This is a genomic window from Stenotrophomonas sp. (assembly GCF_036662295.1).
In the GTDB taxonomy this organism is placed as follows: Bacteria; Pseudomonadota; Gammaproteobacteria; order Xanthomonadales; family Xanthomonadaceae; genus Stenotrophomonas.
Genome location: NZ_JAVWXA010000087.1, coordinates 1 through 16,805 on the forward strand (window position 1 = coordinate 1; position 16,805 = coordinate 16,805).

Here is a 16,805-nt window from a genome sequence, read left to right on the forward strand (position 1 = left end):
TCTACCCTCGGGCGGCATTGCGCTCAGCCACCCATGGGGTGGCTCTACCCTCGGGCGGCATTGCGCGCAGCCACCCATGGGGTGGCTCTACCCTCGGGCGGCATTGCGCTCAGCCACCCATGGGGTGGCTCTACCCTCGGGCGGCATTGCGCGCAGCCACCCATGGGGTGGCTCTACCCTCGGGCGGCATTGCGCTCAGCCACCCATGGGGTGGCTCTACCCTCGGGTGGCATTGCGGGCAGCCAGTCCGCGGGCGGGGTGGTGATCGCCACCAGCCGCTATCATGGCCGCGCCGAACCTTGTGTCGGCGTTTGTCCTACCTGCAGAGCCTGCCTTGTCCTCTTCCGATACCCCCCAGATCCAGCGCCGTCCGCTTGCGCCCACCGGCCAGTGGCCGACCGACATGCTGCCGCTGCTGCAGCGCCTGTACGCCGCCCGTGGCGTGACCGATGCCGCCCAGGCACAGCCGAAGCTGGCGCAGCTGCACGCGCCGGAGCTGATGGGCAGCATGCAGGCGGCCGTGGACCTGCTGGCGACCGCGATCGCCAACAACGAGCGCATCCTGGTGGTGGGCGATTTCGACTGCGACGGCGCCACCGCCTGCGCAGTGGGTGTGCGCGGGCTGCGCCTGCTGGGCGCGCGCGATGTGGTGCACGCGGTGCCCAACCGCATGCTGCACGGCTACGGCCTGTCGCCTTCGCTGGTGGCCGACCTCGCCCCGCTGCAGCCGGGCCTGCTGGTCACCGTCGACCATGGCATCGCCTGCCACGCCGGCGTCAGCGCGGCCAAGGCGCTGGGCTGGAAAGTGCTGGTCACCGATCACCACCTGCCCGGGGAGCAGCTGCCGCCGGCCGATGCGCTGGTCGACCCCAACATCAACGGCGATGCCTTCCCCAGCAAGGCGCTGGCCGGCGTGGGCGTCATCTTCTACGTGCTGATGGCGCTGCGCCGCCACCTGCGCGGGCAGGGGGCTTTCGGCACGGGCGCCGAACCGGACCTGCTGACCCTGCTCGACCTGGTCGCCGTCGGCACCGTCGCCGACCTGGTCGTGCTGGACGCCAACAACCGTGCCCTGGTGGCCGCCGGCCTGCGCCGGTTGCGTGCGGGGCAGGGCTGCGTGGGCCTGCAGGCCCTCATCGAGGCCAGCGGCCGCGATCCGGCGCGTCTGAGCGCCACCGACATCGGCTTCGCGCTCGGCCCACGGCTCAACGCCGCCGGGCGCCTGGAAGACATGGCGCTGGGCATCGAACTGCTGCTCACCGAAGACCGCCGCCAGGCCCGTGAGATCGCCCAGACCCTGGAGCAGATCAATACCGAGCGCCGCGCCGTGCAGCAGTTGATGACCGACGACGCCGAACGCGCGGTGTCACGCGCGGTGCTGGGCGCCGAAGGCGAACGCCCGATCGCCGCGTGCCTGTTCGATAGCGAGTGGCATCCCGGCGTGGTCGGGCTGGTGGCGTCGAAGATGAAGGACCGGCTGCACCGCCCGGTGATCGCCTTCGCCCCGGCCGAGCCGGGCAGCGATTCCCTGCGCGGCTCGGCCCGCTCCATTCCCGGTTTCCACATCCGTGACGCGCTGGCGCTGGTCAACGCCGCGCACCCGGGCCTGATCGACAAGTTCGGTGGCCACGCCATGGCCGCCGGCCTCAGCCTGCCCCATGCGCGCCTGGGCGATTTCCAGCAGGCCTTCGTTGCCGTCGTCCAGGCCAGCATGGACCCGGACGCGTTGCAGCAGCAGTTGATGAGCGATGGCGAGCTGGCGCCGGGCGAGCTGGACTTCCGCCACGCCGAGGCGCTGCGCCTGGCCGGCCCGTGGGGGCAGGGCTTCCCCGAGCCGTTGTTCGACGGCCACTTCCAGGTGGCGCGCTGGCAGGTGCTGAAGGAAAAACACCTCAAGCTCAGCCTGCGCGTGCCCGGCCGTGCCGAGCCGATCAATGCGATCCATTTCAGTGGCTGGAAGGGCAATGCGCCGGCCAACCAGGTGCATATCGCCTATCGCCTGGTCAGCGACGACTATCGCGGCGGCGGCGCGATCCAGCTGATCATCGAGCACTGCGCCGACGCGAGTGTCTGACTTTCATATCGGTTGCGCCGACAGCTGGTCACTACCCGACCGCAGGAAATGAACAGCCGCGCATCTTATTTCTGCACCTTGGTCACCAGGGTCGGCAGATTCCATGGGCCGCCAAGCGTGATTGATCGGCACAGTCCAGAGCTGGTCACCGCTGTCTGCACGAAGCGGGCGCCGTTCCAGCTCCATGTGCTGGAGTAAATGCAGTCGGCGAGGCCGCGGCCCCTGTGCCATTCTTCGATGGAGCGCAAGTCATCGCCGCTGCCCGAGTTGGTAACCAACCTGGGGTGGTACGGTGGCCGGTCGTTGATTACCCAATATCCGTCACCCCTGTTGTAAGCGCCGCGCCAGCACAGGTGCGATACCAGCAACTTGTCTGCGCTCAGGCGCTGCACCTTCATTTCTTGAGGGCCTTCATTGGAGATTTCGCTCCATGTCGGCTGCAGGGCTTCGCAATCGTCTGACGAGATGCTTGCAACCAACGCGTCGCGCAGCGCGGCCGACACGGCCAGCGCTTTGTCGGCCGGTCGCGTGGCGACTGTGTTGGCCAGTTTCACGATTGGCATCGACACGGCGGGCAACACCGTGCTCTCGGCTTTCGTTCCTTTCCGCACGAGGGCGCCGGGCGTGCCGATCCGGCCCTGGAATTCATCCATCTTCAACAGCACCGCGGAAGCGCCGCGATCAGAGAGCGTCCAGCGTCTGCCGTCATCGCCGGTCAGCGCGATGCGGCTGTTGCCCATCAGTGCCGCGAGCATGGCACTGACCTGTGCCGGCGGCAGCGCAGCAGTGCCATCGGCCGCGTTGTAGTTTAGTGCGCCCAACTTGGCGTCGTTGATCTGCAGCGATAGTTGCAGCGGCGGCTTGATCTCGCCGAGCCGGCCAAGCATAAGCTCGGCCGTCACCCGCTGGTCGGGGCCCGCCTGCCGGGTCAGCAACACCGATACTGGTTCATGCTCGCCATCGTCAGGCTGGTAACCTGCGGCACGGCACGTCCGGGTATTGTCGCAGGCCAGCGTCCAATCGCCGTGGTCGAAGGCGATGCCTTTGATGGGCGGGCCAGCCAGAGCGGTGGACGACGAAAAAAAGCAGAGCAGTAGGACGAGTGTTGGCTGGCTGGCGAGCAGGCGCATCGTGCGGGTCGAGTGCAGGGGGTTCAGAGTGTCCATGCTCCCGATCGCGACGGCCATGCAAGTAGTACGATTCGGTGCCCTCTGGTCATTCAAGATCAGTCGCGGCGATGCTGGGCATTGCGGAAGCGGCTGCTTGTCGGCACTGAGCCGCGGTACCGCTGGACTTCCGCCAACCCGAGGCGCTGCGCCTGGCCGGCCCGTGGGGGCAGGGCTTCCCCGAGCCGTTGTTCGACGGCCACTTCCAGGTGGCGCGCTGGCAGGTGCTGAAGGAAAAACACCTCAAGCTCAGCCTGCGCGTGCCCGGCCGTGCCGAGCCGATCAATGCGATCCATTTCAGTGGCTGGAAGGGCAATGCGCCGGCCAACCAGGTGCATATCGCCTACCGCCTGGTCAGCGACGACTATCGCGGCGGCGGCGCGATCCAGTTGATCATCGAGCACTGCGCCGACGCATGAACCGGCGTGGCACGGCGCGGGTGCCGTGCCACGCGCCGGGTGTTACTTCTGCACCTTGGTCACCAGCGTCGGCAGGTCCCACGCGCCGCCGGCGGCGACCAGCCGGCACAGGCCGGAATTGGCCACCGCGGTCTTGACGAAGGCCTTGCCGGTCCAGGCCCAGCTGGCGGTGGACCAGCAGTCGCCCAGGCCACGGCCCTTGTGGCCTTCTTCGATGGTCACCGTGTCATCGGCCACGGCCGAGGTGGTGACCAGCGTGGGCTTGTAGGGCGCGCGGTCGTTGACCACCCAGTAGCCGTCGCCGGTGTTGTAGGCCGCGCGCCAGCACGCCTGGGAGACCAGCAGCTTGTCCGCGCTCAGGCGCTGCACGGTGATCTCCTGCGGGCCTTCGTTGGCGATCATGCTGTCGCCGGGGTGCAGGGCCTCGCAGTCGTCGGCCGAGGTGGTGGCGGCCAGGGCGGCGCGCAGCGCAGCCGAGGTGGCCAGTGCTTCGTCGGCCGGGCGCGTGGGCACCGCCTTGGCCTGCACCACCACCGGCACCGGCAGGGCGGGCAGTACCGCGGCTTCGGGGTTCTTGCCCTTGCGCACCAGCGCGCCCGGCGTGCCGAGCCGGCCCTGGAATTCGTCCATCTTCAACAGCACCGCCGAGGCGCCGCGATCGGACACGGTCCAGCGCTTGCCATCGTTGCCCACCAGCACGATGTGGCTGCTGCGGGTCAGCGAAGCGAGCAGGGCGGCCACCTGTGCGGCCGAGAAATCGGCGGTGCCGGCGGCGGCGTCGTACTTCAGCGCGCCCAGCTTGGCATCGTTGATCTGCAGCGACAGCTGCCTGGGCAGGGTCACTTCATCGTACTGGCCCAGCATCAGCTCGGCCTTGACCGGCTGGTCGGGCCCGGCGCGGCGGGTGAGCAGGATCGAGACCGGCAGGTTGCCGTCCTCGTCATCGTTCTGGTAACCGGCGGCGCGGCAGGTGCGGGTGTTGTCGCAGGCCAGCGTCCAGTCGTTGTGCGAAAAGCTCAGGCCGGCAACGGCCGGGGCCGCCTGCACGGGCAGGGCCGGGGCCAGCAGCAGCAAGGGCAGCAGGGCAGTGAGGCGCATCGGGACATCCTTGTAAACGTTTCCGGGGGAGCGGCATCTTGGCCCACCACGTCGCCCTCGCCAAGTCCTGCATCGTCAAACCCCGTTTGCCGGCATGGTCCGTTCAACCTGCTGTCATCGGAGAGGAAGCGACACATGGAACGCGCACTTCGTGGGATCGGCATGCTCGGCATGCTGTGGCTGGGAACGCAGACGGGCCTGGCGCAGCCGCGCCCGCAGGGGATGCCGCGCACGCCGCCGGCGGCGCCGATGCTGCAGGTGGCCGGCGCCGAGGTGCCGGTGCAGTTGCGCACGGTCAGCCTGGACAGCCACGTGGTGGCCGGCATGGGCGAAACCCGCATCGAGATGGAATTCCATAACCCCAACGCACGCGTGCTGGAGGGGCAGCTGGCGTTCCCGCTGGGCGAGGGCGAGCAGGTGGCCGGCTTCGCGCTGGATATCGGCGGGGTGCTGCGCGATGCGGTGCCGGTGCCCAAGGCGCGCGGCCGCGAGGTGTTCGAGGCGATCGAGCGGCGCCGGGTGGATCCGGGCCTGCTTGAACAGACCGCCGGCAACCAGTTCCGGCTGCGCGTGTATCCCATTCCCGCGCGCGGCAGCCGTCGCGTGGCGCTGGTGCTTCGACAGACCTTGCCCGTGGACGGGCAGGGCCTGCGCTGGTCGCTGCCGCTGCAGTTCGCGCGCGACGCCGGCCAGGTCAGCGTGCGGCTGGAAGCCAGCGGCACCGGCGCGCCGGTGGCCAGCCTGCCGGTGCCGTGGCAGTTCAGTGCCCGCGACGGGGTATACCGCGCGCAGTGGCAGGGGCGCGGCGCGGCCTTGCCCGCGCAGGCGCAGTGGCAGTTGCCGCAGGTGCGCCAGCCGGACGTGGTGACCGGCCTGCGCGAGGGCGAGCGCTACCTGCTGGCGCAGTTGCCGGTGCCCGTGCAGGCCGCGCCGCGCGTGCTGCCCAAGCGCGTGGGCCTGCTGTGGGATGCGTCCGGTTCGGCGCGTGAGCGCGACCGCGCCGCCGAGCTGGCCGTGCTTGATCGCTACTTCCGCGCGATCGGCGAGGGGGAGGTGGTGCTGACCGTGCTGCGCGACCGTGCCGAAGCGCCGCGCAGTTTCCCCATCAAGGCCGGCGGCTGGCAGGCCCTGCGCGCGCACCTGGCCGCGCTGCCGCTGGACGGTGCCAGCGCGCTCGGCGCGTGGACGCCGCGTGCGGACATCGCCGAATACCTGCTGGTCAGTGATGGTCTGTCCAACTATGGCAAGCGGGCGTTGCCGGCGCTGGGCCGCGACCAGCGCCTGTATGCGCTGAGCAGTGCCGGTGCCCGCACCGATGGTGCGCGCCTGCGCGCCTGGACGGCGGCCCACCAGGGCCAGGCCGTGGTGATCTCCGGCGTGGCCGAGGTGGAGGCGGCGATGCCGCTGCTGCTGCAGCAGACCGCCACGCTGGTGCAGCTGCGTGGCACCGGCGTGGACCAGTTGGAGGCCGACGTGAGCCGGGCCGGACAGGGCTGGCTGCGCGTGGCCGGCCAGGTGCGGGCCGACGATGGCCGCGTGCAGGTGCAGGTGCGCCTGCCCGACGGCCAGCTGCACACCCAGCAGATCGAAGTGGCCCGCGCCCGCGCCATTCCCGGCGGGCTGGTCGCGCAGGCCTGGGCCAGTGCGCGGTTGGCCAGCCTGGGCGCGGACCCGGTCGCCAACGCGGCCCGGGCCAGCGCGCTGTCGCGTGACTTCGGCCTGGTCGGGGCCGACACCTCGCTGCTGGTGCTGGAAAACCTGGAGGACTACCTCGAGTACGGGATCCGCCCGGCGGGCCCGCTGCGCGCGGACTACGACCGCCTGCACGCGGTGGCCGTGGCCGATGAGAAGGCCGCGCGCCGGCAGCGCCTGGAGGACATCGCCCTGCGGTTCGCCGACCGTGAGCGCTGGTGGAACACGCGCTGGCCCAAGGATGCGCCGGCCAAGGCCCGGGCAGGCAAGCCCGCGCCCGTGGCGGCCATGGTGGGCGGGGCGATGCGCGAGGCCGAGGCCATGAGCCTGGACGGCATGGCCGTCCCGGTGCTCCCGGCCCCGGCCGCGCCGCCGCCGCCGCAGGCTCCGCTGGCGGCCAGCGTCCAGGCAAACGCGTCCAGGGCGCTGGACAGGATCGAGGTGACCGGCAGCAAGATCGCGCGGGACACCAACGAAGGCCACATCGCCATCACCCTGGCGGCGTGGGAGCCGGATTCGGACTACGCGCGCCGCCTGCGCGACGTCGCCCCCGCGCAGCTGTACGCCCTCTACCTGGCCGAGCGTGACCAGCACAGCGACAGCAGCGCGTTCTACCTGGACGTGGCCGACCTGCTGCTGGCCAAGGGCCAGCGCGAACTGGGCCTGCGCGTGTTGTCCAACCTGGCGGAAATGCAGCTGGAAAACCGGCACCTGCTGCGCGTGCTCGGCTACCGGCTGATGCAGGCCGACGCGCCTGCGCTGGCCGTGCCGGTGTTCGAGCAGGTGCTGCGGCTGGGCGAGGAGGAGCCGCAGAGCTTCCGCGACCTCGGCTTGGCGCTGGAGGCCGATGGCCAGTACCAGGCCGCCGTGGAGGCGCTCAATGAAGTGGTGGTGCGGCCGTGGGATTCGCGATTCGACGGGATCTCGCTGATTGCCCTGGACGAGCTCAACACGCTGGCCGCGCGCGAGCGGGTCAGCCTGGCCGCCGTCGATCCGCGCCTGCGCCGGGCCATGCCGCTGGACCTGCGCGTGGTGCTCAGCTGGGACAGCGACAACAGCGACATGGACCTGTGGGTGACCGACCCCAATGGCGAACGCGCTTACTACGGCAACCGGCTCACCTACCAGGGCGGGCAGATGTCGGAAGATTTCATCGGTGGCTACGGCCCCGAGCAGTTCTCCCTGCGCGACGCCAAACCGGGCAAGTACAAGGTGGAGGCCAACTTCTATGGCACTCACCAGCAACTGGTGACCGGGGCGACCACGCTGAGTTTGCGCCTGAGCACGCACTGGGGCAGCCGCACGCAACAGGACCAGCGCATCACCATGCGGCTGGGCGACCGTGCCGAAACGGTGCTGGTGGGGGAATTCGAGGTGCGCTGACCACGGCCGGTGCGGCGGCCGCCGATGGCCCGGATGGGTCACGCGGCCCGCCGCAGCGGCGGCCAGGGGACCAATGACGGTCCCGGGGGACGAACGGGGTCGTTAGAATCGGGCACCTGCCTCATCCTGACCGGCCGCCTGCATGGATACCGCCATGGCCCCTTCCTCATCCCCGCGCTGGCGCCCGGCCGTGCGCCTGCTGGTCTGGGCGGTGATCCTGCTGTGCAGCGCGGTGGCCAACGCCGTGGTCGAGGTGATGGACGCCCAGCGCCGTGGCGAGGGGCTGGCCCTGTGGCAGCCGATGACCTGGGAGGTGAGCAGTGCCACCCTGATCGTGCTGACCCTGCCGCTGCTGTGGTGGGGCTGCCAGCGCTGGCCGCTGCACGCGGACACCTGGGCGCGCCGGTTGCCGCTGTACCTGGCCGCCAGCGTGGCCTGGTCGGTGCTGCACGTGGTGGGCATGATGCTGCTGCGCCACCTGGCCTATGCCAGCGTCGGCGAGCACTACGTGGATGGCGCCAGCTGGCCCACCCGGTTGCTTTACGAATACCTCAAGGACGTCCGCGCCTTCTTCACCTTCGTGGCGATCGAACACTTCTTCAGCTGGTTTGGGCGCCGTCGGCAAGGCGAGGCGCACCTGCTGGTGGCGCCCGAGGACGCCGCCCCGGAAGAGCCGGTGGACCGCCCCGAGCGGTTCCTGGTGCGCAAGCGCGGGCGCGATTTCCTGGTGGCCACGGCGGACATCGAGTACGCCCAGGCGGCCGGCAACTACATGAATCTGCGCGTGCGCGGCCACGACTACCCCCTGCGCAGCACCATGGCCGCGCTGGAGGCCCGGCTGGACCCGGCGCGGTTCGTGCGCATCCACCGCAGCTACCTGCTCAACCTGGGCGTGCTGGTGTCCATCGAGCCGCTGGACAGTGGCGAGGCCCGCGCCCACTTGGCCGATGGCAGCGTGCTGCCGTGCAGCCGCCGCCAGCTGGCCGGGCTGCGCGCGGCCCTGGGGCAGGGCGCGGCGGTGCCGGGGGCGGTGCCGGCGCCAGCATGAACGGGCGCGCTAGGCTACAATTCCGATCTTGTCCCACGCCTTCATGACTGCCGATATGATCGAGCTCAATCCCGTGCGCCAGCGAATCACCGATCTGACCGATCGCGTGCTCTCGCTCAGGGGGTATCTTTGACTACGACGCCAAGAAAGAGCGTCTGGAAGAAGTAACCCGGGAACTGGAAAACCCCGATATCTGGAACAACGCCGAATATGCCCAGAACCTTGGCCGCGAACGCGCCAACCTGGACAAGACCGTCGGCGGCATCGCCAGCATCCTCGATGGCCTGACCGAGTCGGGCGAACTGCTGGAGCTGGCCGAAAGCGAACAGGACGAGGACACCGCGCTGGCGGTGGTTGCCGACCTGGACAAGTACCAGAAGCACGTTGAACAGCTGGAATTCCAGCGCATGTTTTCCGGGCAGATGGACACCGCCCCGGCCTTCGTGGACATCCAGGCCGGCGCCGGTGGCACCGAAGCCCAGGACTGGGCGGAAATCCTGCTGCGCATGTACCTGCGCTGGTGCGAGTCGCGCGGCTGGAAGACCGAACTGATGGAAGTGTCCGGTGGCGATGTCGCCGGCATCAAGTCGGCCACGCTGCGCGTGGAAGGCGATTACGCCTACGGCTGGCTGAAGACCGAGACCGGCGTGCACCGCCTCGTGCGCAAGTCGCCGTTCGACTCGGACAACCGCCGCCACACCAGCTTCACCTCGGTGTTCGTGTCCCCGGAAGTGGACAACAACATCGAGATCGACATCAACCCGGCCGACCTGCGCACCGACGTGTACCGGTCCTCCGGCGCGGGCGGCCAGCACGTCAACAAGACCGAGTCGGCGGTGCGCATCACGCACATCCCCACCAACACGGTCGTGGCCTGCCAGACCGGCCGCAGCCAGCACCAGAACCGCGACAACGCGATGAAGATGCTGGCCGCCAAGCTGTACGAGCTGGAAATCCAGAAGCGCAACGCCGAGCGCGACGCGGTGGAAGCCACCAAGTCGGACATCGGCTGGGGCAGCCAGATCCGCAACTACGTGCTGGACCAGAGCCGGATCAAGGACCTGCGCACCGGCATCGAGCGCTCGGACACCCAGAAGGTGCTGGACGGGGACCTCGACGAATTCGTCGAAGCCAGCCTGAAGTCCGGCCTGGCCGTGGGCTCCAAACGCATCGACGCCTGACCGTCGGGCCGCCGCGCGCGGCCCGATGCGTCCACCCCGGGTCCGCCCGGGGATTTCGCACTCTGCCCCGTCCATCGGCATGATGGCGGGGTTCGTACCTCCCCCCATACATAGACCCACGCCATGAACGATCAGACCCCCGCGCCGCAGCCCCCCGTCGACGAGAACAGCCTCATCGCCGAGCGCCGCGCGAAACTGACCGCATTGCGCGGGCAGGGCATCGCCTACCCGAACGACTTCCGCCGCGCGCAGTTCGCCGGCGCGCTGCAGGACGAATTCGCCGACGCCGAGCAGTGGACCGCCGAGGCACTGGAAGCCACCGACCGCCAGGTGAAGATGGCCGGCCGGCTGATGGCCAAGCGGGTGATGGGCAAGGCCAGCTTCGCCCAGATCCAGGACGAGTCCGGCCGCATCCAGCTGTTCCTGCAGGGCAGCACCCTGGGCGATGCCTACACCGCCTTCAAGGGCTGGGACGTGGGCGACATCATCGGCGTGGAAGGCGGGCTGACCCGCACCAGGACCGGTGAGCTGTCGGTCAAGGCCACCGCCATCCGCCTGCTCACCAAGTCGCTGCGCCCGCTGCCGGACAAGTGGCACGGCCTGGCCGACGTGGAGCAGCGCTATCGCCAGCGCTACGTCGACCTGATCGTCACCCCCGAAGCGCGCGAAGTGTTCATCAAGCGCTCCAGGATCATCCGTGCCATGCGCGCCTGGCTGGACAACCGCGACTTCCTGGAAGTCGAAACGCCGATGATGCATTACATCCCCGGCGGCGCCACGGCCAAGCCGTTCACCACCCACCACAACGCGCTGGACCTGGACCTGTACCTGCGCGTGGCCCCGGAGCTGTACCTCAAGCGCCTGGTCGTGGGTGGGCTGGAGCGGGTGTACGAGATCAACCGCAACTTCCGCAATGAAGGCGTGAGCACCCGACACAACCCGGAGTTCACCATGATGGAGCTGTACGAGGCCTACGCCACGTACACCGAAGTGATGGACCTCACCGAAGGGGTGATCCGTGACGTGGCCAGCAAGGTGCTGGGCACCACCACCGTGGAGTGGGACGGCGCCAGCATCGACCTGGCCCCGGCCTTCCGCCGCTGGCGCATGGACGAGGCGGTGCGCCACCACAACCCGGAGATCAGCGCCGCCGACTGCACCGACCGCGACGCGCTGGCCGCCCATTGCGAGCGCCTGAAGATCCGCATCAAGCCGTCCTACGGCTGGGGCAAGCTGCTGCTGGAGATCTTCGAGGCCACCGTCGAGCACACCCTGGTGCAGCCGACCTTCATCACCGACCACCCGGTCGAGGTCTCCCCGCTGGCCCGTGCCAACGACGACCAGCCCGGCTATACCGACCGTTTCGAGCTGTTCATCAACGGCAAGGAGCTGGCCAACGGCTTCTCCGAGTTGAACGACCCCGAAGACCAGGCGGCCCGCTTCCAGGCCCAGGTCACGGCCAAGGAAGGGGGCGACGACGAGGCCATGCACTACGACGCCGACTACATCCGGGCGCTGGAGTACGGCATGGCCCCGACCGGCGGCCTGGGCATCGGCATCGACCGGCTGGTGATGCTGCTCACCGGCAGCAATTCGATTCGTGATGTCCTGCTGTTCCCGTATATGCGTCCCGAAAACTGAGACGCAGGTCCGGCTGCCCGGGACGGGCCGGCCGGACGGGGTTCCGCTACCGTGGCCGCGCGCGTATGGTTTCTGCGTGGCCATCCCCGACAACCGGGCGTGATGGCCAGGCCATGGTCGATCCGCGGATGCATGACACGGGCATCACACGGTGAGCACGATCATGAACCGGGGAGTTCACGACGGGAGGCGGACCCATGCAAGGTGCCAGTGTGCAAAGTGGCGGAGTATCCTTTCCGCAGCATGTTCCAGTGTGGTCCAGGAAGACGGCGGAAGCATCCTTGAATATTGTCATCGTTGACGACCAGACGTCCGCACGCACCATGCTCCGTCATGTCATCGAGGACATCGCGCCGGAACTGAGCGTGTATGACTTCGGCGACCCGCTCACCGCGCTGGCCTGGTGCGAGTCGCACGCGGTGGACCTGCTGCTGCTGGATTACCGCATGCCTGAGATGGACGGGCTGGAATTCGCCCGCCGCTTCCGCCGCCTGCCCAAGCACCGCGACATCCCCGTGATCCTGATCACCGTGGTCGGCGACGAGCCGATCCGCCAGGCCGCCCTCGAAGCGGGCGTCATCGATTTCCTGGTCAAGCCGATCCGGCCGCGCGAACTGCGCGCGCGCTGCTACAACCTGCTGCAGTTGCGCCAGCAGTCGGAGAACGTCAAGCAGCGTGCGCTGTCGCTGGAGCAGCGGCTGCTGGCCAGCATGCACGAGGTGGAAGAGCGCGAACGCGAGACGCTGTCGCGGCTGGCGCGGGCGATCGAGTTCCGCGATGCCGGCACCAGCGCCTACCTGGAGCGCATGGCGCACGTGGCCGGCCTGATCGCCGAGCAGCTTGGCCTGCCCGAGGAAGAATGCAAGCTGATCGAGATGGCCGCCCCCCTGCACGACATGGGCAAGATCGCCATCCCCGATGCGGTGCTGCTCAAGCAGGGCAAGCTCAACGAGGAAGAGCTGGCGATCATGCGCCGCCATCCCCGGATCGGCTATGAACTGCTCAGCGGCAGCCAGAACCGCTTCATCCAGGTGGGGGCGCTGATCGCACTGCGTCACCACGAGCGTTACGATGGCAGCGGTTACCCCGATGGCCTGATTGGCGATGCGATCCCGCTGGAAGCGCGGATCGTGGCGGTGGCCGATGTGTTCGACGCCCTGATTTCGCCCCGCCCGTACAAGGAAGCATGGACGATGGAAGCAACGATGGCCTACCTGTACGCACAGCGGGGGCGCCTGTTCGACCCGCGCTGCGTGGACGCGCTGCTGCGTGGCCGCGAGCAGCTCGATGAAATCTGCGCGCAGCACTCCACTGCCTCGTCCCGACCGGGGATGTGAGATGCAACCCCTGTACCCGCGGCTGATGCGTCGACTGGCGCAACGTCCGGATACCGAGCACAACCAGGCGATCGTGCGGATCGCACTGATCACGCTGATCCTGGTATACGTGCTGCTGTCCGGCGCGCGCCAGCACCTGCTGGACCAGTACCAGGCGGTGCTGGCCACGGCACTGACCGGGCTGGGCGTGTCGCTGCTGCTGTTTGGCTGGCTGCTGTGGCGCCCACAGCGCTCGGACCTGCGCCGGGTGCTGGGCATGCTGGCCGACTACGGCCTGATCGCGGTGGGCATGATCCAGATGGGCGAGCCGCTGGCGTGGGTCTATGTGGTGGTGATGTGGGTGACCGTGGGCAACGGCCTGCGCTATGGCAACAACTACCTGACCGCGGCGATGGTGCTGGCCCTGCTCAGCTTCGGCGCCACCACCGTGCTGACCCCGTACTGGATGGACAACGCCAGGCTGGCTTTCTTCCTGTGGCTGGGCCTGGCCGTGGTGCCGATGTTCTGCTCGACCCTGCTGCGCCGACGCATGCGAGTACCCCCCATGAACGCACCCGCCCCCGTTGCCGCGCCCAAGGGCCACCTGCTGGCCCGCTTCAAACAGCGCCTGTCCAACCGGCCCGACAGCGAGCACGCGCAGAACCTGATCCGCATCGCGATCACCTCGCTGTTCATCATCTACCTGGGCTGGCGCTACCTGGAAACCGACGGCGACACGCTGCTGGCCACCTGGTTGATCCTGGCCTTCGAGCTGACCGTATCGGCCGCGCTGCTGGTGGGCATCCTGGTCCGCCCCGGGGTGTCGCACGTGCGCCGGGTGATCGGCATGCTCACCGACTACTCCTGCATGGGCGTGATCATGTCCATCCAGGGCGAGCCGGCCGCGCCGCTGTATGCGGTGTGCCTGTGGGTGACCATCGGCAACGGTATGCGCTATGGCAGCACCTACCTGCGCGTGGCCACCGCGATGGGCTGCCTGGCGTTCCTGTGCACGGTCACCCTCAGCCCGTACTGGCAGCAGCACAGCTACCTGGGCTGGGGCCTGCTGCTGGGGCTGGGCGCCATCCCGCTGTACTTCGACTCGCTGCTGCACGCCCTGACCCGGGCGGTGGCCGAGGCGCGCCAGGCCAACGAGGCCAAGAGCCGGTTCCTGGCCAACATGAGCCATGAGTTCCGCACCCCCCTCAACGGCCTGGCCGGGATGACCGAGGTGCTGGCCACCACGCGCCTGGATGAAGAGCAGCGCGAGTGCCTCAACACCATCCAGGCCTCCGCGCGCAGCCTGCTGGCGCTGGTGGAGGAGGTGCTGGACATCTCGGCCATCGAGGCCGGCAAGGTGCGCGTGGAGCGCCACGAATTCGCCCTGGCCGACGTGCTGCAGGCGATCAACCTGATCCTCACCCCGCAGGCGCGCACCAAGGCGCTGGACTACCGGGTAGCGGTGGACGAGGGCGTGCCGCCGCGGCTGTTCGGCGACGCCGGCCACCTGCAGCAGATCCTGCTCAACCTGATGGGCAACGCGGTCAAGTTCACCGATGCCGGCTTCGTGCAGTTGCGCGTGTCGGTGCTGGAGGGGCAGGGCCGTGACCGGGTGATGCTGCGTTTCGAGATCGGCGACAGCGGCATCGGCGTGCCGGCGGCGCTGCGCGAACGCCTGTTCGATGCCTTCGAGCAGGCCGACGTCGGCCTGGCCCGTCGCCATGAAGGCACCGGCCTGGGCACCTCGATCGCCAAAGGCCTGGTGGAATCCATGGGCGGGCGCATCGGCTACAGCCCCAACGCCCCGCGCGGCAGCATCTTCTGGGTGGAGATCGCCCTGGACGTGGCGTCCACGCCGGTGCTGGTCAACGACAGCCCGGAGAGCGGCAACGTCATCGCCTTCTCCAACCCGTTCCTGCGCCACCGCGCGCGGGTGCGCAGCCTGCGCGTGCTGGTGGCCGACGACCACGAAGCCAACCGCATGGTGCTGCAGCGCCTGCTGGAAAAGGCCGGGCACAAGGTGTTCTGCGTCAACGGCGGCGAGCAGGTGCTGGACATGCTCGAGCAGGCCGATTTCGATACCGCGATCGTGGACCTGCACATGCCGGGCATGAGCGGGCTGGATCTGCTCAAGCAGCTGCGCGTGATGCAGGCCAGCGGCATGCCCTACATCCCGGTGATGGTGCTCAGTGCCGACGTCACCCCGGAGTCGATCCTGCGCTGCGAGCAGGCCGGTGCGCGTGCGTTCCTGGCCAAGCCGGTGGTGGCCACGCGGTTGCTGGACATCCTGGCCGACGTTGCCGCCAATACCCGTCCCGAACCGGGCCTACAGGCGGTGCCGGCCGCGCCGCCGGTGGCCGGTGCGCTGGACCCGTCGGTGCTGGACGAGCTGGCCGCGCTGGGCATGGGCGAGGGCTTCGAAAAACAATTCATCGCCCAGTGCCTGAGCGACGTGGACAACTGCATGGCGCGCATCCAGAGCAGCGGCGAGCAGCAGGCCTGGGACCCGTTGCGCGAACACGCCCACGCCCTGCGCGGGGTGGCCAGCAACCTCGGCCTGGTCCAGGTGGCCAATGCCGGTGGCGAGCTGATGCGGATGCCCGACTGGCAGCTCAAGGCCGAATGGAACCTCCGTGTTCCGTCTCTGGTCAATGCGTTGCGGCAGGGCAGGAAAGCACTCGACGCCCGCGCGGCTGCGTCGCGGCAGCGCGATGACGGCGAGTGCACGCCCTCCTGAACTCACCCTCCTGAGCATGGCCGGACGTCAGCGGGCGTCGCCGCTGCGGCGTCCCTGCGCACGGACCAGCCGATCCATCGTGCGCAGCGACTTCTCACCCAGCTGCATGGCCGTATCGACCCAGATCTCGGTGATCCGCATCATCTCGTGCAGGGGCACCATGCTCGACACTTCGGACACCTCGCGCATGGCCGCCCAGGCGTGCGGGATGCGGCGGCTGTCCTTGATCACCTGCTCGACCGCGGCCACGCCTTCACCGGCCGGCACCACCACGTCCACCAGGCCCATGTCATGCAGCTGCCGGGCGGTGTAGAGGTTGCCGTCCAGCATGATCTTCTCGGCCAGGCGCGGGCTGATCCGCTGGCACATGAAGGAGTAGGCGCCCATGCCCGGGAACAGGTCGAACAGCACCTCCGGCAGGCCCATCAGCACGCCTTCCTCGGCCACGATGGTGTGGCAGCTCAGCGCCGCCTCGAAGCCACCGCCCAGCGCGTTGCCCTGGACCAGGGCGATGCTGTGCGCGCGCACGCCCAGCCCGGCGTGGAAGGCATGCACCCCGCGCACGCAGCGCTGGGCGTAGTCGAGCAGGCGTGCGCGGTCGCCTTCGCGGATCAGGCGGCAGAACAGCTCCAGGTCGCCGCCCAGGTTGAACACGTCACTGTCCGAGGCCAGCACCACGTGCGGGGACAGCGCGTGGGAGATGGCCAGGCGTTCGCCCAGCTCGCGCTGGTAGCCCACGATGTCGTCCACCAGCCGCGAGGCGAAGCAGGGGCGGCCGGGCTGGTCGACCAGGTTGGCATGCATGTGGATCCAGTACACATCACGCTGGGTTTCTTCGGTGATGCGCAGGGTCGGGTGCAGCTGCGGGCGCGGGGCAAAGGGATGGACTGCAGACATGGGAGTTCTCCGTAAGACCGTCCGGCCGACCGCAATGCGGACGGAGAATGAAGGGGGCGTGGTGGAACGTGCGGCGGCGAGTGATTCTATGCGCCGGATGTGAACCGCCCGCAAGCGCCGCCCGGCCGGCCCCCGGGCCCGCCGCCCCAACGC

The 16,805-nt window shown here is 69.0% G+C and carries 10 protein-coding genes and 1 pseudogene; 8 read left to right on the forward strand and 3 right to left on the reverse strand.

Annotated elements, in window-relative coordinates; all coding sequences use genetic code 11:
• Positions 1 to 403: 403 nt before the first annotated feature.
• Positions 404 to 2,074 (forward strand): single-stranded-DNA-specific exonuclease RecJ, encoded by a 1,671-nt coding sequence (gene recJ, locus RSA25_RS14940; protein WP_332809651.1) that lies wholly within the window; start codon positions 404 to 406, stop codon positions 2,072 to 2,074.
• A gap of 65 nt (positions 2,075 to 2,139) precedes the next feature.
• Here recJ and RSA25_RS14945 read toward each other — a convergent pair whose 3' ends face one another.
• A complete protein-coding gene (locus RSA25_RS14945; RefSeq protein ID WP_332809644.1) occupies positions 2,140 to 3,240 on the reverse strand; it encodes a DUF1176 domain-containing protein in 1,101 nt (366 codons plus the stop codon).
• Between the two features lie 62 nt (positions 3,241 to 3,302).
• On the opposite strand from RSA25_RS14945, the pseudogene RSA25_RS14950 reads away from it, so the two are divergent.
• Positions 3,303 to 3,659 (forward strand): annotated as a pseudogene (locus RSA25_RS14950) (single-stranded-DNA-specific exonuclease RecJ); the annotation flags it as partial.
• A 42-nt stretch (positions 3,660 to 3,701) separates the two neighbouring features.
• Here the strand turns inward: RSA25_RS14950 and RSA25_RS14955 are convergent.
• Positions 3,702 to 4,757 (reverse strand): DUF1176 domain-containing protein, encoded by a 1,056-nt coding sequence (locus RSA25_RS14955; protein WP_332809645.1) that lies wholly within the window; start codon positions 4,755 to 4,757, stop codon positions 3,702 to 3,704.
• A 135-nt stretch (positions 4,758 to 4,892) separates the two neighbouring features.
• Between RSA25_RS14955 and RSA25_RS14960 the strand changes: the two genes are divergently transcribed.
• From RSA25_RS14960 to RSA25_RS14985, 6 genes are all read left to right on the forward strand, one after another.
• A complete protein-coding gene (locus tag RSA25_RS14960; RefSeq protein WP_332809646.1) occupies positions 4,893 to 7,832 on the forward strand; it encodes a VIT domain-containing protein in 2,940 nt (979 codons plus the stop codon).
• A 154-nt stretch (positions 7,833 to 7,986) separates the two neighbouring features.
• Positions 7,987 to 8,880, forward strand: coding sequence for a LytTR family DNA-binding domain-containing protein (locus tag RSA25_RS14965; protein WP_332809647.1), 894 nt, complete (start codon positions 7,987 to 7,989; stop codon positions 8,878 to 8,880).
• A 55-nt stretch (positions 8,881 to 8,935) separates the two neighbouring features.
• Positions 8,936 to 10,061, forward strand: a protein-coding gene (gene prfB / locus RSA25_RS14970; RefSeq protein ID WP_332809652.1) for a peptide chain release factor 2 whose coding sequence is annotated in 2 segments (ribosomal slippage) — positions 8,936 to 9,010 and positions 9,012 to 10,061 — 1,125 coding nt in all. Because the reading frame shifts where the segments join, the coding sequence is not laid out codon by codon here.
• Positions 10,062 to 10,184: 123 nt separating this feature from the next.
• Positions 10,185 to 11,702, forward strand: a complete 1,518-nt coding sequence (gene lysS, locus RSA25_RS14975; RefSeq protein ID WP_332809648.1) for a lysine--tRNA ligase — start codon at positions 10,185 to 10,187, stop codon at positions 11,700 to 11,702.
• Between the two features lie 197 nt (positions 11,703 to 11,899).
• Complete coding sequence (locus tag RSA25_RS14980; RefSeq protein WP_332809649.1) at positions 11,900 to 13,039, forward strand: two-component system response regulator; 1,140 nt, start codon at positions 11,900 to 11,902, stop codon at positions 13,037 to 13,039.
• A gap of 544 nt (positions 13,040 to 13,583) precedes the next feature.
• The gene (locus RSA25_RS14985; RefSeq protein ID WP_332809653.1) at positions 13,584 to 15,755 is read left to right on the forward strand and encodes a response regulator; all 2,172 of its coding nucleotides are present in this window, start codon (positions 13,584 to 13,586) and stop codon (positions 15,753 to 15,755) included.
• A 27-nt stretch (positions 15,756 to 15,782) separates the two neighbouring features.
• On the opposite strand, the gene RSA25_RS14990 is transcribed toward RSA25_RS14985, so the two are convergent.
• Positions 15,783 to 16,652 (reverse strand): crotonase/enoyl-CoA hydratase family protein, encoded by an 870-nt coding sequence (locus tag RSA25_RS14990; protein ID WP_332809650.1) that lies wholly within the window; start codon positions 16,650 to 16,652, stop codon positions 15,783 to 15,785.
• Positions 16,653 to 16,805 lie beyond the last annotated feature (153 nt).

What these genes read in the sequence shown, in the direction of transcription:
- RSA25_RS14980 (WP_332809649.1), top strand. Translation starts at nt 11,900, where the DNA reads ATGCAAGGTGCCAGTGTGCAAAGTGGCGGAGTATCCTTTCCGCAGCAT.
- RSA25_RS14990 (WP_332809650.1), bottom strand. Translation starts at nt 16,652, where the DNA reads ATGTCTGCAGTCCATCCCTTTGCCCCGCGCCCGCAGCTGCACCCGACC.
- recJ (WP_332809651.1), top strand. Translation starts at nt 404, where the DNA reads ATGCTGCCGCTGCTGCAGCGCCTGTACGCCGCCCGTGGCGTGACCGAT.
- RSA25_RS14955 (WP_332809645.1), bottom strand. Translation starts at nt 4,757, where the DNA reads ATGCGCCTCACTGCCCTGCTGCCCTTGCTGCTGCTGGCCCCGGCCCTG.
- RSA25_RS14945 (WP_332809644.1), bottom strand. Translation starts at nt 3,240, where the DNA reads ATGGACACTCTGAACCCCCTGCACTCGACCCGCACGATGCGCCTGCTC.
- RSA25_RS14965 (WP_332809647.1), top strand. Translation starts at nt 7,987, where the DNA reads ATGGCCCCTTCCTCATCCCCGCGCTGGCGCCCGGCCGTGCGCCTGCTG.
- lysS (WP_332809648.1), top strand. Translation starts at nt 10,185, where the DNA reads ATGAACGATCAGACCCCCGCGCCGCAGCCCCCCGTCGACGAGAACAGC.
- RSA25_RS14960 (WP_332809646.1), top strand. Translation starts at nt 4,893, where the DNA reads ATGGAACGCGCACTTCGTGGGATCGGCATGCTCGGCATGCTGTGGCTG.
- RSA25_RS14985 (WP_332809653.1), top strand. Translation starts at nt 13,584, where the DNA reads ATGAACGCACCCGCCCCCGTTGCCGCGCCCAAGGGCCACCTGCTGGCC.